We start from the raw sequence: 16,031 nt of genomic DNA on the forward strand, positions 1-16,031 counted from the left end.
CACAGATCATGGCCCGACCCAGTCCTGAATATTTCGCCCGCCTCGGCGCGCTCGTCGCCATCGACAATCCCGGCGACCGGCCCACCCGCCCGGTCCTCGAGGCGTTCAGCGGTGTCGAGATGGCGACCATCCCGGTCGGCACCGCCGTAGATCTGGAGACCGCGGTCGCCCGCGCCCGCGTCGCCCAGGAGGGCTGGGCGGCCCGCAGCCCGCAGGAGCGTGCCACGGTCCTGGACAAGTTCTCCGAACTGGTGCACCGCAATGCCGCGGCGCTGATGGACATCGCGCAGGCCGAGACCGGCAAGGCGCGTGTCTACGCCCAGGAAGAGGTCATCGATGTCGCGCTGACCGCCCGGCACTATGCCACCGCGGGCCCCAAGATGCTCGCCGACCGCAAGGTCAAGGGCATCATCCCGGGCGCGACGAGTGTGCGGGTGCGTTATCAGCCCAAGGGCGTGGTCGGCGTGATCAGCCCGTGGAACTATCCATTGACCCTCGCGGTCTCCGACGCCGTGGCCGCGCTGCTCGCCGGCAACGGCGTAGTCGTCAAACCCGACAGCCAGACCCCGTACTGTGCGTTGGCCCTGGCCGAACTGCTCTACGAGGCGGGCCTGCCCGCCGAGTTGTTCGCCGTTGTCCCGGGGCCGGGAAGTGTTGTCGGACAAGCGATCGTCGCCACCACCGACTACGTCATGTTCACTGGCTCGTCGGCCACCGGAGCCGCGCTCGCCGAGCAAGCCGGCCGCCGTCTGATCGGCTTCTCCGCCGAACTCGGCGGCAAGAATCCGATGATCGTCACCGCGGGCGCCAATATCGATCGCGCCGTCGAGGGCGCAGCCCGCGCCTGTTACTCGAATTCCGGGCAGTTGTGTATCTCCATCGAGCGCCTATACGTCGATGCGATCATCGCCGACGAGTTCATCGGGAAGTTCGGTGCATTCGTCCGCGGCATGCGTTTGGGTGCCACCTACGACTTCAGTGCCGACATGGGCTCCCTCGCCTCCGCCGCCCAGGTCGACACCGCCCAGGCGCACGTCGACGACGCAGTGGCCAAGGGTGCCACAGTGGTCGCGGGCGGCAAGCGCCGCGCCGACCTGGGACCGTTCTTCTTCGAGCCGACCGTGCTCACCGGCGTCACCGATGCGATGGCGTGCTTCGCCTCCGAGACCTTCGGTCCGGTGGTGTCGGTGTACCCGGTCGACTCGATCGACGAGGCCATCACGCTCGCCAACGACACCGACTACGGACTCAACGCCAGCGTATGGGCGGGCAGCAGTGACGAGGCCCAGCGGATCGCCGAGAAGCTGCGGGCCGGCACGGTCAACATCAACGAGGGTTATGCCGCGGCGTGGGCATCGACGGCAGCCCCGATGGGCGGCATGGGGATCTCCGGTGTGGGGCGCCGGCACGGCGAGGAGGGCTTGCTCAAATACACCGAGCCGCAGACGATTGCCGAGCAGCGGTTCGTCGGCATCGATCGTGCACCCGGCATCCCACAGGGCCTCTATCGCGCGGCGACGCCGTTCGCGATGCGCGCGCTGAAGTATCTGCCCGGTCGCTGACCGCGTTATCGAGCACTCGAATACCGAGGGTTCCAGTGCCTTCCGCCCCTTCGGACCAGAAATCCCCTGATCAGCCGACACGCATACGGCGTGGGAATCCGGTTGGATGCAAGAGTGTTCGCGAGTGTGCGCCGACGTTCCGGCGTCTGGCTGGTCGTGCTGATCGGGGTCGTCGTCGGCGTGGTGGCGGCCTCCTCGGCCTCGTCATCGACGACGGCTGCTCCCCTCGCACGCGTGGCGCCCGGGCCGGTTACCGCACCGCCGACACCACCTGCCCAACAGCTCGTCCTGAGTTTCACCGGTGACAACATTCTGGGAACCGACGACAGGTTCTCCACGGCGACGTCATTGCCGACGGTGTGGGCGGACGACGGGCGGCGGCCGGACTACTTCTTTCAGAACGTCAAGGCGCTGTTCGCCGCGGACGATCTGACCGTCGCCAACCTCGAGGTGGCGCTCACACGCCGCGGCACCCAGCGCTACAAAGGGGAGGGCGAGGTCTATCACTTCCACGGCGACCCGGCGCTCGCGGCGACCCTGCCCGCGGGCGGGATCGACGTGGTGACCGTCGCCAACAATCACACCTTCGATTACGGCCAGATCGGCTTTGACGACACGCTTGCCGCACTCCGGGGTGTCGGCGTCGAGTACTTCGGCACCGGTGACGCGAGCGAGGGGTCGGAGTACGACCTGGACAACCTGACCACGATCAACGGCGTAACGTTCGGCTTCGTCGGATACCAGGCGTGGACCGACAGCACACAGATGCGTCGAAAGCTGGTGTCGGACATCACATCACTGCGAGCCCGCGGCGCCGACGTGGTGATCCCGTTCATGCATTGGGGCATCGAGAGCGAACACGAACCGTACGGCGTGCAAACCGAGCTCGCCCATCTCGCGATCGACGCAGGCGCCGACCTCGTCGTCGGAACCCATCCCCATGTCATCCAGTCCCTGGAGATCTATCGGGGCAAGCTGATCGCCTACTCGTTTGGCAACTTCGCCTTCGGTGGCAACAGCAACCCCACCGACAAACGCACCTTCATCCTGCAAACGCGCTTCGACATGGCCGGTAGCGCGGTGCGCGGCGTCGATTTCCGGGTGATCCCGACGCGGGTGTCACGCACGGAGTCCTATAACGATTACGTTCCGACGCCGTACCCGCCCGCCACAGCGGCACAGGTCCTGACCTTCATCAACGGGCTCTCCCCGACCCTGAATGGCCGCGCTGCCAATGCGTTCGTACCGGTGGTCGGCAGTCATGTCCCGACGACTCCGACACGGCCGAGCGGGGTCGGCGGGCCGGGCTGAGGGTCAGCGTGACGCCCAGCCGTTGGTGTTGCAGGCGTGCGACCACTCGCGGTCCCACAAGACGGCGTGGATGCGCGCGACCCGGCGTCGGACCAGCGTGACGCCGCTCATCACCAGCGCGAACGCTACACACCAGGCCAGCACGCCGACCCAGATCGCGGCCAGCACGCGTTCGGCGGGGCCGGGGTGATCCTGAAGTCGGGTCCCGTCGGGGGTGGTCCACGCGTGGGTCGTCGAACCGTCCTTGGTCCCGCGGGGCACCGACATCGAATCGGTGTGCACGCCTGAGGAATCACGCCACGAGACGGTGGCCGAGGTCTCGACGGCGGTCGGATCTGGATCGGAGACGTTGAGGACCGTGGCGGAGATGGGGGTCGCGGCGTCGGCGCTGTCGGTGACCGAGCGATAGGTGGCACCGGCCGCCCACACGCTCAGTGCGATCGCCAGGATGAGCACGACGACGGACGTGACGACCGCGGCGGCGACCATCCGATCGCCGCGTCGCATCAACGGATTGTGGGACCACGGTAGATATGCGGCCCTCCGCCGATACGACATCCGGTTGTCCATAATCACCTCGCGATCGCGGACGTACTCATGTCCACAATTCGCTTCGGTAACGGTTTTGACAAACGCAAAAGCCCAGGTAACGGCGAAGTGTGAGCAACCCAACACCACCCGAACGCTCACAGGCTTCTCCCAGCCGTCGTCCAGTCGGGGTGGAGAACCGGACATCATTCTTGAACCCGATGCAGTGCGCTGCCATGAACGAGGTCAGTGCGGCTCGCCCGGCCGACGTCCGCCCGGGCAACACACCTTATGAGCGCAACGGCGAGATGTGAAGCTCTCGCAACAGGAGGAATGATGACCGCAATTCTGGATCGGCCGAGTTCGTCGCCGCAATCCGATGACGCCGCCCCACCGAGCCATCGGCGTACCGGGCGAGGAATGCCGTGGAGCAAGCTGAGCCTGACCGGCCTGCTGACCGTCACCGGCGTTCTCTATCTGTGGAACCTCTCGGCCAGCGGCTACGCCAACACCTTCTACGCCGCGGCCGCCTGGGCCGGGTCGCAGAGTTGGCGTGCCTGGTTCTTCGGCGCGCTGGATCCGTCGAGCTTCATCACCGTCGACAAGCCGCCGGGATCGCTGTGGGTGACCGGGTTGTCGGTGCGGATCTTCGGGATGAATTCCTGGGCGGTGCTCGCGCCGCAGGCGATCATGGGCGTCGCGTCGGTCGCGGTGATGTACGCGACGATGCGCCGTGTCATCGCCGATCCGCGCCAGGGTACCGCGGCCGGCCTTATCGCCGGCGCCGTGCTGGCGTTCACCCCGGCGGCGGCCCTGATGTTCCGCTTCAACAACCCCGACGCGCTGCTGGTGCTGTTGATGGTGGCCGCGGCGTACTGCACGGCGCGGGCCATCGCGACCAACTCGGGCCGCTGGCTGGCCCTGGTGGGTGTCGCGCTGGGCGTCGCGTTCCTCACCAAGATGATGCAGGGCCTGCTGGTGCTGCCGGCATTCGCGCTGGCCTACCTGCTGTTCGCGAACAACGGCTGGCTCCAGCGGATCGGGCAATTGCTGCTCGCCGCGATGGCGCTGGTGGTATCTGCGGGCTGGTTCGTGCTGGTCACGATCCTCGTCCCGGCGAGCGCGAGACCCTACATCGGGGGCTCCACCGACAACTCGTTCATGAATCTGGTGCTCGGGTACAACGGGCTGGGTCGGATCAGTGGCGGTAACGGCCCGGGCGGTGGCGGTGGCCCCGGTGGCGGGCAGGCCGGAGGCTCCTTCGGTGGCTCGACGGGTCTGAATCGACTCTTCGGCTCGGAGATGGGCAACGAGATCTCCTGGCTGCTGCCGGTGGCACTGTTCGTGGTGGCCTTCGGGGTGTACTTGATGATCCGCAGCTTCCCGATCTTCAACTACCGCAACGGTGTTGACCGCGTCGAGTCCGGAGGCATCGTCACCTGGGGTGGCTGGCTGCTGGTGACCGGCATGATCTTCAGCTACATGAGCGGCACCATCCACCCGTACTACACCGTGGCGCTGGCCCCGGCGATCGGTGCGCTGGTCGGTATGGGATCGGTGTTCGCGTGGCGGCGGCGGGCGTACTGGGACGGACGCATCGCGATGGCCGTGATGATCGGGCTGGCCGCATGGTGGGCCATCGTGCTGCTCGATCGCAACGACTGGGGTCCGGTCTGGTGCAGGTGGCTGATCGGTGTGGTGGCCGTCATCGCCGTGGTTGGTGTGATCGCCGGAAGCGTGCTGGGTCTGAAGAAGGTCATGGCCGCCTCGGTGCTGGCCGGTGCACTCGCCGGATTTGGGGGTACCGCGGCCTTTTCGATCGCGACCGCGGCCACCGCACACAGTGGGTCGATCCCGACGGCGGTGCAGACCTTCTCGGCCGGTGGCGGCATGGGCGGTCCCGGTGGCATGGGTGGCTTCGGTGGACGAGCAGGGCAGCACGGCTCGACGCAGGGGACCCAGGGGACCCCGCCGTCGGGGACGGCGTCCCAGAACGGTTCGGCCCAAAACGGTTCGGCCCAAAACGGTTCGGCCCAAAACGGTTCGGCCCAGAACGGTTCGGATCAGCAGGGTCGGCGTGGCGGTGGCATGGGCGGCTTTGGTGGCGACGTCTCGTCGAACAGCGATCTGGTCAAGCTGCTGCAGTCCACCGACACCACCTGGGCGGCGGCGACCAACGGATCGCAGTCGGCGTCGGGGATCGAGATCGCCACCGGCAAGTCGGTGATGGCCATCGGCGGCTGGAGTGACGATCCCGCGCCCACGCTCGACGAATTCAAGAAGATGGTGTCGGAGGGCAAGATCGCCTACTACATCGGCGGATCGGGCGGCGGCCCCGGCGGTAATTCGGAGATCTCGACCTGGGTGTCGCAGAACTTCACCGCGACGACCGTCGGCGGACAGACGGTGTACAAGCTGATCTGATCACCCGCCAGACCACGGCAGCCGCGACCGAATCGGTCGCGGCTGCCGTGCTGGTCACTTGCTCATTCCATCGTGTAGTGAAAGGTGATCGGGTAGCCGTCGTCGCTGTGGCCGGTCAGATCAATCTCGGCGTGTCCGCGCATGGCTGCCAGACCGCCGGTGCCGAGGCCCTCGACGATCTCGATACGCTCGTGCACGCCGGTGGCGTTGTGGAAACCGTTGTGCTGCAGCACGAGGCTGCCCTCGTGGCCATCGATGGAACCCTCGAACGCCTCGAAACCCGCACTCGGGGCGTCGGCGCCCTCGATGTAGGTGAGCAGGTAGGCGAGGGTGCTCGTGCCGGTGGCGTCGCCCTGGTAGGAGTAGGCGACGTCGGCGCGACTGAATCCCCGCGCCGGGTAGGTGACGCCGCTGATCTCGACGGTGCGGTCGTCGGTGGTGTAGATCTTCTCCTCGTTCCACGAGGTGACCTGGAATGTGGCTGTGACGGAGTGCGTCCGGGTGGTCGATGAGGTGCTCATGGCTCCAGGGTGCCGTCGGGGTGTGGGCGTGGTCTTGTACAAACGCGACATCGGTCCGACACTGATTGTGATGAGCGAGGACGGAGACAACGGCATCACCACGCAGCCCGAGCTGGGCCGTGGGCCACGGGCGATCATCGGGTCTGCCGCCGCGATGCCGTTCCGGGTCTCGCGTCTACGTGCGCCTGCCGATCTCGCCCGCTGGGTCGACTACTTCTGGATCGTGCGCTGGTCCACCACCGAAACCCATGAGCAGCAGGTCATTCCGCAACCCGTGGTGCACGTGGCCGCCGAGGACGGCAGGCTCTGGGTGCACGGGGTGGGGGAGAGCAGGTTCTCGCGGACACTCACCGGCGACGGCCAGGTGTTCGGTATCGCGTTTCGTGCCGGAGGTTTTCGGGGATTTCTCGACGGTCCGGTGAGTGCGTGGACCCGATCGGTGCGCACGGTGGCCGACGTGCTCGGCGTCGACGATCGTCAGATCGCACGGCAACTCCTGGATCCCGCCGCCGGCGACGACGAGTTGCTGACGATCGCCGCCCGGTGGCTTGCCGAGCGTGATCCCATCGACGACCCGGTGATCGACGAGGTCGCCGCGCTCGCCGAGATGGCCGAACAGGACTCGTCGATCACTCGTGCCGAGCAGCTCGCCGCGCAGGCAGGAGTCAGTCTGCGGACGTTGCAGCGGCAGTTCGGTGAGTACGTGGGCATCGGACCGAAGTGGGTCATCCAGCGGTTCCGGATGCTCGACGTCGCGGCCATCGCCAATGCGGGCGGAGACGTCGACTGGGCCGACACGGCGGTGCGCCTGGGATTCAGCGACCAATCGCATCTCACGCGCGCGTTCAGTCGCATCGTCGGGAAACCCCCGGCCACCTATGTCCGGACCGAGCGGACCGGGGGTAGTGAACGGTGAGCGGGTTCGATGAGCGCCGGACGCGCTACTGTCGATCAGTGCGCTGCCGCCGGAACGGCTTCGGCGGTCATGGACGGGAGGCATGATGACGGACGACAGCAATACCGGCGAGACCGGCCGGATCAGTGAATTCGGCAGGGACGGATATGTTTTCGACGTGATCGACTCAGGCCGTGTGGGGTCGGGGGAGGTGCCGGGCGCCGGAATCCCGATCGTGCTGTTGCACGGTTTTCCCGAACGCGCCTCGTGCTGGAACCTGGTCACCCCGATCCTGAACGAGCGCGGCTACCGCACTGTTGCCCCCGATCAGCGCGGATACTCCCCGCGGGCGCGTCCGGCCGCCGTCCGTGATTACCGGATCTCTGAGCTCGCCCGCGACGTCATCGCGCTGGCCGATGCCCTGGATGCCCCGAAAATCCATCTGGTGGGTCATGATTGGGGATCGGGAGTGGCGTGGGCCGTCGCCGCCGACCACCCCGATCGTGTCGCCACGTTGACCGCACTCGCGGTTCCGCATCCGGGGGCCTATCTGCGCGCGATGCCGCGCGGCCAGCTGCTGCGGTCGTGGTACATGGGGGTGTTTCAGATCCCGGGATTCGCGGAATGGGCGCTCAGCAAAGGCATGTCCAACCCGCGGGCGGCACGATTCGGTCCGCCCGGCTTCGCCGAGCAGCTGCAGGCCGATATCATCGACTACGGTGCGCTGACCGGCGGACTCAATTGGTATCGCGCACTGAAGTACGGTGATCGTGGCCTGATGAACCGCAAGGTCACGGTGCCGACCACTCACATCTGGAGCGACGGAGACACCTACCTGTCCCGGGCGGGTGCCCGCGGTTGCGCCCAAATGGTGGATGCCCCTTACGACTTCATCGTCCTCGAAGGAGTCGACCACTGGATCCCGCAACGCCGCCCGGAACAGGTGGCCGAGGCCATCCTCGCTCGCATCGCCTGAGTCGCCCGCGCCGCGGTGGGTGGAATTCTTCTATCAGTCGATGGTCGCGGTTGATATGAATACAACTTCCACCGGAGCGGGCATCCGACCCCGATTTTCGGGGTCTTCGGCCCACTTCGGTGGACACTGTATTCGCGGTCGCGGCTCGCGCCCCGACCATCGAATCATGGCGTTCGGCCCTTCCGCCCCGATGGTCGTCCCACCCCGAGACCCGTTGCGCTGACGGGTATCCGGTCCACGATGGTCCGAACCCAGCATCGGCGCCGGTGGTCTCGACGCTCGCCGCACGCGGCTCACTCCTCGACCATCGGGAGAAGACGATGTCATCGAAGAATGCTGACGCTTTCCCGCCCGGCGGCCCGTCCCACCCCGATGTGCGATGGGGTTGTGGCGAGCCGCCAGGTGAGCGGACTTGAGACCGCTTGTACCGATGCTGGTTTCGTCTCCACGCTGCTGGCTCACGGCTACGCTCGCCGCAGAACCTCTCCAAGCGACCCCGTGCTGTCGGTGCGTGCGCGTTGCGAGTCCTGGAGCGCTTTCACGCCGAGGTGTGCGCCGGCGATGATGAGCGACAGGACGGCCATCGGCACCCCGGCGAGGGTGAGCAACCCCCAGAAGAAGGCCCAATTGGCAAGCCCAACAAAGGATACGACCAACATCGCTGGTACCACCAGCCACGACACCCAACACCGCATGACGAACGCTGCCCCGATCGGGGGCACGGCGAGTGCCAGACCCAATGCGATCAACGGCCACGGCCCGAGCGCAGAGAAGGTCGAATCCTCACATGTGGCGCCGGGTCGGGTGCCCGTCTCCTCCAGTACACCGCCCTTGCCGCATCCCATGGACACGAAACCGACCGGCTGATACGCCGCCCAGATCACGAATGCCAGAGCGCACGCGGCGAGCAGGCACCAGAGACACCGAACCGCGACCAGGGTCGGTCAGCTCCGCCGACGCCTCAATGCCTCGATGAGGAGCAGGACAACGGTGAGTAGGCCGCCGCCGACGACGACCGGCACACGAACGGGGAAGGGGAGTTCCGTGGGGGCGCCCGCGCGCAGCTGGGCGAAAGTGGCTCGCTGAGCATCGGATTCTGCGACGACGTCGATGATCGCCGTGCTGTCGGATTCTGCGGACGCAGGCTGCTCGGAAGCCGAGGGACGTGACGTGACAGCTTCGGTGGTGGGCTCGGCGACCGCCGGCTCGCCGAAGGGCAGTTCGGGTTCGACGGGGGCATGGGCCGGTGCCGGCTCCGGTGCCGGGGGAACAGACTTGGGCGGCGCCTTCTTGGCCGGCGCGATGCCCGCGCTCGGTGACGGCCGCTTGGTGGGCGGTGCCTTCTTCGCCGGTGCCTTCTTCATTGGTGCCTTCTCGGCGGCGGCCTTCTTCGGAGCGGCCTTGCGCGCCGCGGCCTTCTTTGCCGGTGCCTTCTTCGCGGGCGCCTTCTTGGCTGCCGGCTTGTGTGCGGAGGCTTCGTCGGCGGGGGCTTCCTCGACGTCAGCGGCCTTCGGCGGAGCCTTCTTGGCGGGGGCCTTCTTCACCGGGCTCTTTTTTGCGATCCTTTTGGCCGGTGTGCGGTGACCGGCCGCGTCCGAACCCGATTCCGGCTCGCCACTCCCGGCCATCCGGCCTTCGGACGATGAGCGCGCCTTGTTCGAGTCCGGGTCGGTCATGGTGCGGTCGCTCCCTCGCGTAGCGCTGACGTGGCGAAACCAATCCTAGACATGTACCCACAACGGACACGGACACCCCCGTCGTGAGCACTACCCCGACTTCACGACGCCGCCAGCGGTGCCGACATTGCTCAGGACCGGACGCCGAGCCTCGCGAGGATGTCGGCGTCGATCGCCCCGAGTTCGTCCTCGATCGCGCGGTGTGCGGTGCGCCGCTGTCCCGCCGCCATCGCCTCGGCGGCGTCCACCGCGATGGCGAGGTTGTCCAGACGCTTGCCGATTGCATCGACGAAGGCCTTGGCATCGGCGGTGGTGTCCTGGGCGGCCACCTTGTCTAGTGAAGTGCGGGCGGTGGCAATCCGTGCGGCGAGGCTCGCACCGTGTCCGGAGAACTGACGCAGCACGTCCGGCGCGACGCCGACCCGCTCGGCCTGCATCGACGAGAACCGGGCCCGTGCGGCCACCGCGGCGCGATACACCACCGGTGCGACGATCGGTGCGACGAGCCGTCCGACCGTCAGATAGCGGCGCACGCTCGCCGGGCTGTAGGGCTTGGCGTCAGCGGCAGCCTTCGCTTTCGCGGCCACCGTCTTGGCCTCGGCCTGTGCGACCTTCACCTGCGCCTTGCTTGCCTTGCGGGTGGCCTTGGCGGCCTTCTTTGCAGTCTTCTGCTCGACCTTGAGCTCTTTGCCCCGCAGCTTATGCTCGGCCTTGCGGGTGGCCTTGGCGGCTTTGCGGCGATCCTTGGATTCGAACTTGGCCTCGAGTTTCGCCTTGGCCTTGAGTGCTTTGGCCTCGGCCCGCCGTTCGGCACGGCTTCTACCGTCGGACGAGAACACACCCATCGGGGCACCTTTCGCTGGGACTGCAGAGTCGTTGTCCACCTGTACGGGCTCACCTACACGACCGCGACATGCCGCGCGTGACCGCGATGGTGAACCCACCGACACAAGCATTACATAGGCTCGGAAAACAGATTGTGACGGGCGATACCGCACAACGGGCGACTGCAGGAGGTGGCGACGACGGTGGTGAGCCTGCTGCACGCCCGGGACCTCGCCGGGTGCGAGCATCGCCTCGCCCTGGATTCCGCGTACTCCGAGATGATCCGAGACCGTCCGCGGACACCTGAGGCCGCGCGTCGCACCGAGGCTGCGGCGTTGCATCGGGATCGTGTCCGTGACCTGCTGCGGGCCATCCACAGCGACCAGTCACCGAACACGTTCGTCACCGTCGGCCAGGGTTCCTCGGCACAGCGGGCGGCGCGGACGGTACGGGCATGCCAGGAGGGCGCGCAGTGGATCTGGAATGCGACGCTGCCGATCGACCCCGACCGTGGTCGTCGGGGACATTCGGAACTTCTCGTCCGCGTCGACGACGGCTATCTCCCGATCATCGTGGTGAATCATCGGGCGTCGTATGCGGCCAAGCCGCGACGCGGTGCGCCCGCCGAGGGCACGGCGGCGCTGATGACCAGCCCGCTGTGGGGCTGGGTGCCGACCCCCGACCCACACCGCACCATCCGCAACCATCGTCGAGACCAGCTACGTCTGGCTCACCTGACCCAGATGTTGCTCGACGAGGGGCTGGCCCCGACGCGTGACGAGCCGGACCTGTGCGGCGGGGTGATCGGACTGGACATCGATTGCATCGTCGTGCACCGCATCGGAACGACGCTGCCCGACTACCGGTCGGTGTTCGAGCGGCGGCAGAACGTCGCCGCGAAATCGGTGCGGACCACACCGCGCCGGGTCTCCGAGTGCCGCAGCTGCCCGTGGTGGGAGAAATGTGGTCCCGAACTCGAGGCGCGCCGCGACATCAGCCTCGTGGTCTCCTCGGGGCAGGCCGACACCCTGACCGAGGTGGGTATCCGGACCGTCGACCAGCTCGCTCGGTACGAGGGGCCGGCGCCGCAGTCGTGGCCGTCGAACGTTGCCTTTGACGATGCCGTGGTCAACGCGATCGCCTGGCTTGCCGACGTGCCCCTCGTGCGCCGCGTCGAACGACCCCTGGTGCAGCGGGCCGACGTGGAGGTGGACGTCGACATGGAGAGTTACGGAGAGGACGGCGCCTACCTGTGGGGCACGCTACTCACCGACAACGTCGACCGCGACCGACCGGTGCGCTATCGGCCGTTCGTCACCTGGCAGCCGCTGCCGACTGCCGACGAGGCGCGATCGTTCGCAGAATTCTGGGCGTGGCTCAACGCTGAACGGCAGGCCGCGCACGACAGTGGGAAAACGTTTGCTGCCTACTGCTATTCGCAGCAGGCGGAGAACCGGTGGTTGCTCTCCACGGCAGATCGGTTCGCCGGCATACCAGGCATCCCTTCGAGGGCCGCGGTCCAGACGTTCATCGATTCCTCCGAGTGGGTCGACATCTATGAGGCGGTGAGCGCGAATTTCGTGTGCCCGCAGGGCAAAGGCTTGAAGAAGATCGCTCCCGTCGCCGGTTTCAGTTGGCGCGACGACGAGGCCGGGGGTGCGGCGTCGATGGATTGGTACACGCGGGCTGTCGCGATCGGCACCACCGAACTCGATCTCTCCCAACGTGATCGGCTATTGGCCTACAACGAGGACGACGTGTGTGCCACCAAGGTGCTGCGAGAATGGATGGACGGTGACTGGGCCGATCCCGACCTCGCCCGCCGAGTCCCCTATCAAGACGAGCTGCTGACGCTGCGTCGACGGTCACAGGCGCGTCGAACGCAGGGCATCGAGGAACGGCCCGGTGCCGACCAGCGCGACGGCGCCGAGCAGTAGCAACAGGCCGGGCGCGATAGCGCTGAAGAAGCCGCCGACGCCGGCCAGGGTGGCCTCCGGTTCCGGGGCGGGTGCCGCCTGCGGTACCGACTGGATCGGCCGCGGAGAGGTGGCGCGCGGTGCGGGTGAGGCCGGCGCCGGAGAAGCCGTCGGAGCGGAGTTCGGCGTTGATCGGCCCGTGCTCGGAGTGGCTGGGCCGGGAAGCGCGTCCGCACCACCGGCACCTGCGGCGGGCGGTGCGAGGGGAACGACCGGTGCGGCGGGTGCGGGTGTGGCTATCGTCGGCCGGGCTCTCTCACGTCGCGGGTTCACGGTGTTGCCCGTCGATGTGGAGACAGTCGGCGGGCCGTAGGTCGTCGGCGCGGGGTGGGGTGGGACTCCGCCGCCGCTGCTGCCCGACGGCGCCGACCCCGACGGGGTGGACGAGGACGATCCGGACGAACTGGGCAACTGATCACCGTTTCCGGTCGGCTGCGTCATGGAGCAGCAGGTGATCCAGACTCCGCCGGACGGGCCGGTCCCGCTCGGCGGCGAGGCGACGGCCACGCCGACTCCGACGCCGAGCATCAGCATCAGAGTGGCGAGCAGCGTGAGAAACCGCACACGGCGATGACGCCGCGGCGTCGGTGTGCGGTGTCGTGCCATCACTTGGTCTCTCCTCACTTCGTCGGGTGGACCGCCGGATTTCGTCGTCGATCCATCAGGGTCGATCCATCACACCAGGGTCCGCCCACCAGGGTCCGCCGAGCACTGTCCGCGCGGCCGTGTTTGTCTCGTATCCACTGATCGGTGACTGTAGGATCACAGTCTGATCACGGATAATCGACCCCTGTCACATGCACTGTGATCAACGCCACAAATGTCTCAGTCGTGCTGGCTGCGCGGCTGAAGTGGAGCCCGAGGGCGCGGTCGGGCAGAATTTGATTCTAGCTGCCGTTGCGGAATCTCGGGTTTACGGTCTTTAATGTTTGCACATGCAAGTTTCAGGTTTCGGAGAAGGTATGACGTCACGAGGCGATCAACGGCCCGCAGGTTCGACGACGGGGGCGCTCGACAAAGACAAGCCGGTCGACACTGACCCCGGCCTGTTCGCGCGCAGATTGGAAGAGCTGTTCCGCACGGTACCGGGGCCCAACGGCCGCGCGTACAGCGCCAAGGCGATCGCGGCGCGATCGACCGAGCGCGGATTCCGACTCGGCGAGTCCTATCTGAGCCAGTTGCGCTCGGGTAAGGCCAAGTCGCCGTCGTTCCGCACGGTCGAAGGGATCGCGGCCGCGTTCGGTGTGGATGTGCACTACTTCTTGGAGGATCGCGCGGCCCAGCGCACCCGCGACGAGATCGACCTGATGCGCCTGCAAGCCGACACGAACGTACAGCTCGCGGCGTTTCGACTGGCCGGTCTGTCCAGCGATTCGGTGACCGTGGTCAACGAGCTCATCAAGGTTCTGCGCGAGCAGCAGGGTCTGCCGAAGGACCCGCCGGATATTGTGGCAGCAGGGTTGACCGAAGAGCAGGCCGACGCGCGGCTGCGCGTCGGCGGCGGCAAGGAGATCTAGGACCGATCTCCGTCGTCGCCGCGGGCCCGCTCCGCCACGACGAGGGAGGGGTGTCCGATGCGTAGTTCGCGCGAGATGTGGTCGTTGTGCCGTTCGGTACTCGCCCCGCTCGATCTCGACCTGCCGCTCGATGTTGATCAGCTCTGCGACCGCTTCGGCGAACGCAGGGGCCGGCCGATCCGCCTCATCGCACACCCGCTCCCGGCAGGAGTGCCCAACGGGGTGTGGCTGGCCGCCGAAGACGCCGACTACTTCGTCCATCAGGTCAACACCACCCGCTGGCATCGTGATCAGATAGTCATCCACGAGTTCGCGCACCTCATCGCGGGCCATCAGATTCTCGCCGGCACGCCGGAGGTGCTGGCCGGACTCAGTGATGCCGACGCCGGCCCGTCGCTTCGGAGTACCTGTTACGGCGACGACCGCGAACGCGAAGCCGAGACCCTGGCGTCGATGATCCTCACGTGGGCGGCCAAGGCCAGCGACGGCATCGGGCATAGTGCCGCCGACCCGGAGATCCGCGGGCTGCAGCGCCTTCTCGGAGGCCACAAGGGGTGGCTGTGATGTCGGTGCACCCGTTGGCCGCCGAGATCCTGCTCACGCGATGGCTGACTGCGCCGGCAGTGATCAACATGCTCGCGCTGGTCATCTTCGCTGCGGCGTTGTGCTGGCGGATCGACCAACTCCGTCGGCACGGTGGTGGCCTGCAGGCTTTCGCCATGACGGTGGCGGTGACGGCGCTGACCCTGGCCTTTGTCGTCGATAACGACTCGGTCGCGCATACCCTCGACGACTGTGTGTTCGCCGGGGCCTCGCGGGTTGTCTTGTACGGCCTGCTGGCGCTGGGCGTGGCCGCTTTAATCGTCGTGTTCTTCTATCCCGGCCGCTCGGTGACCCGGGAACGGCGTGCCGGCGTCGAGGCCGTCCCGCTCGTCGCGGCACTGATCGGGCTCCAGGTCAGCCTGTCGTTCATGCCCGAGGAAATGCGGGATGCGTCGTTGAGTCATTGGACGCTGTCCAACTGGGGTTACGCGCTGTTCTATCTGATCGCCTGCGGCTATCTGGCCTACGGGTTCTTCGCCTGTGTGCGCAGCGTTGCCAAGTACCTGACGCACGCCGACGGCTATATGCGCACCGCGCTGATCCTGCTGATTGCCGGGCTCGGGCTGCTGGCGATCGGCTCTGTGGTGCAGATCATCTATGTGGTCGGCAACGCGACCGGCGTGATCGACGCGTCGTGGCTGCTGGAAGCCAGCCGATGGCTTGAGGTGCTCGGCGTCGTCGGGTTCCTGTTCGGGATCAGTTACCCCATGGGGCGTTCGAAGTGGCAGGGACTCACCGCGAATCGTCGGCGCCGTCGGGCCGCGCAGAACCTGTTGCCGTTGTGGGATCTGGTGACCGACGCGGTACCTGAAGTGGTTCTGCCCGATCCTGGACGTATGTCGCCGACGGCCCTGCTACATCGCCGGGTGGTCGAGATCCGCGACGCGCTTGCGCAACTGAGCCCGTTCCTTTCCGACGCCTTCGACTATGCAGGCGTCGATGTCCGTGCCGCAATGGTGCGGATGGCGGTCGAGCGACGCAAAGCCGAGGGGGTTCGATCAGGGGCAGTGCGTGCCCTGTTACCCGCTCTCGATGACTGTCTCGAGGGCGACGCGGCGCCTCTGCTGGAGCTGTCGGCGGCCGTGGCCGCCCTCCCCGGCATCGAGGACGACGGCGAGCACGAGGGTCTTTCGGTGGATTCAATTGTTGGCGAACAGGATTCGCCGACCGATCCCCAGGGCGCCGGCCTGCCTCGCGTTGACCGGCCCTGAGGGTCG

At 67.0% G+C, this 16,031-nt stretch carries 15 protein-coding genes; 9 read left to right on the top strand and 6 right to left on the bottom strand.

Annotated elements, in window-relative coordinates; translation table 11 throughout:
* Positions 1–5 precede the first annotated feature (5 nt).
* Positions 6–1,562: a succinic semialdehyde dehydrogenase gene (locus EF294_RS13120; protein WP_281276006.1), complete on the top strand. Its 1,557-nt coding sequence runs from the start codon at positions 6–8 to the stop codon at positions 1,560–1,562.
* Positions 1,563–1,676: 114 nt separating this feature from the next.
* Positions 1,677–2,873 (top strand): CapA family protein, encoded by a 1,197-nt coding sequence (locus tag EF294_RS13125; protein ID WP_123930650.1) that lies wholly within the window; start codon positions 1,677–1,679, stop codon positions 2,871–2,873.
* Positions 2,874–2,876: 3 nt separating this feature from the next.
* On the opposite strand, the gene EF294_RS13130 is transcribed toward EF294_RS13125, so the two are convergent.
* The gene (locus EF294_RS13130; RefSeq protein ID WP_425459429.1) at positions 2,877–3,443 is read right to left on the bottom strand and encodes an Rv1733c family protein; all 567 of its coding nucleotides are present in this window, start codon (positions 3,441–3,443) and stop codon (positions 2,877–2,879) included.
* Positions 3,444–3,737: 294 nt separating this feature from the next.
* Between EF294_RS13130 and EF294_RS13135 the strand changes: the two genes are divergently transcribed.
* Positions 3,738–5,825: an ArnT family glycosyltransferase gene (locus EF294_RS13135; protein ID WP_123930653.1), complete on the top strand. Its 2,088-nt coding sequence runs from the start codon at positions 3,738–3,740 to the stop codon at positions 5,823–5,825.
* A 62-nt stretch (positions 5,826–5,887) separates the two neighbouring features.
* On the opposite strand, the gene EF294_RS13140 is transcribed toward EF294_RS13135, so the two are convergent.
* Positions 5,888–6,346, bottom strand: a complete 459-nt coding sequence (locus tag EF294_RS13140; protein WP_123930656.1) for a DUF3224 domain-containing protein — start codon at positions 6,344–6,346, stop codon at positions 5,888–5,890.
* Positions 6,347–6,416: 70 nt separating this feature from the next.
* Between EF294_RS13140 and EF294_RS13145 the strand changes: the two genes are divergently transcribed.
* Positions 6,417–7,262: a helix-turn-helix domain-containing protein gene (locus EF294_RS13145; protein WP_123930659.1), complete on the top strand. Its 846-nt coding sequence runs from the start codon at positions 6,417–6,419 to the stop codon at positions 7,260–7,262.
* Between the two features lie 82 nt (positions 7,263–7,344).
* Positions 7,345–8,217 carry an alpha/beta fold hydrolase gene (locus tag EF294_RS13150; protein ID WP_123930662.1) on the top strand — a complete coding sequence of 291 codons (873 nt, stop codon included), beginning with the start codon at positions 7,345–7,347 and terminating at the stop codon, positions 8,215–8,217.
* A 464-nt stretch (positions 8,218–8,681) separates the two neighbouring features.
* On the opposite strand, the gene EF294_RS13155 is transcribed toward EF294_RS13150, so the two are convergent.
* The 3 genes from EF294_RS13155 to EF294_RS13165 form a co-directional block, all read right to left on the bottom strand.
* The gene (locus EF294_RS13155) at positions 8,682–9,101 is read right to left on the bottom strand and encodes a hypothetical protein (RefSeq protein WP_246007837.1); all 420 of its coding nucleotides are present in this window, start codon (positions 9,099–9,101) and stop codon (positions 8,682–8,684) included.
* A 60-nt stretch (positions 9,102–9,161) separates the two neighbouring features.
* Entirely contained in the window at positions 9,162–9,893 is a 732-nt protein-coding gene (locus tag EF294_RS13160) for a hypothetical protein (protein ID WP_123930668.1), read from the bottom strand.
* Between the two features lie 131 nt (positions 9,894–10,024).
* Positions 10,025–10,738: a DUF6474 family protein gene (locus EF294_RS13165; RefSeq protein ID WP_123930671.1), complete on the bottom strand. Its 714-nt coding sequence runs from the start codon at positions 10,736–10,738 to the stop codon at positions 10,025–10,027.
* A gap of 183 nt (positions 10,739–10,921) precedes the next feature.
* On the opposite strand from EF294_RS13165, the gene EF294_RS13170 reads away from it, so the two are divergent.
* Complete coding sequence (locus tag EF294_RS13170; protein ID WP_123930923.1) at positions 10,922–12,655, top strand: TM0106 family RecB-like putative nuclease; 1,734 nt, start codon at positions 10,922–10,924, stop codon at positions 12,653–12,655.
* Here EF294_RS13170 and EF294_RS13175 read toward each other — a convergent pair.
* On the bottom strand, positions 12,584–13,300 hold the full coding sequence (locus EF294_RS13175; protein WP_123930674.1) for a hypothetical protein: 717 nt from the start codon (positions 13,298–13,300) through the stop codon (positions 12,584–12,586). The genes EF294_RS13170 and EF294_RS13175 overlap by 72 nt on opposite strands.
* Positions 13,301–13,656: 356 nt before the next feature.
* Between EF294_RS13175 and EF294_RS13180 the strand changes: the two genes are divergently transcribed.
* Genes EF294_RS13180 through EF294_RS13190 form a run of 3 tightly spaced genes read left to right on the top strand, consistent with a single transcriptional unit; the run spans position 13,657 to position 16,025 of the window.
* Positions 13,657–14,211, top strand: coding sequence for a helix-turn-helix transcriptional regulator (locus tag EF294_RS13180; RefSeq protein WP_123930677.1), 555 nt, complete (start codon positions 13,657–13,659; stop codon positions 14,209–14,211).
* Positions 14,212–14,268: 57 nt separating this feature from the next.
* The gene (locus tag EF294_RS13185; RefSeq protein WP_123930680.1) at positions 14,269–14,775 is read left to right on the top strand and encodes a hypothetical protein; all 507 of its coding nucleotides are present in this window, start codon (positions 14,269–14,271) and stop codon (positions 14,773–14,775) included.
* A complete protein-coding gene (locus tag EF294_RS13190; RefSeq protein WP_123930683.1) occupies positions 14,775–16,025 on the top strand; it encodes an MAB_1171c family putative transporter in 1,251 nt (416 codons plus the stop codon). The genes EF294_RS13185 and EF294_RS13190 overlap by 1 nt, the downstream gene beginning before the upstream one ends.
* Positions 16,026–16,031 lie beyond the last annotated feature (6 nt).

The organism is Gordonia oryzae (assembly GCF_003797185.1).
GTDB lineage: Bacteria > Actinomycetota > Actinomycetes > Mycobacteriales > Mycobacteriaceae > Gordonia > Gordonia oryzae.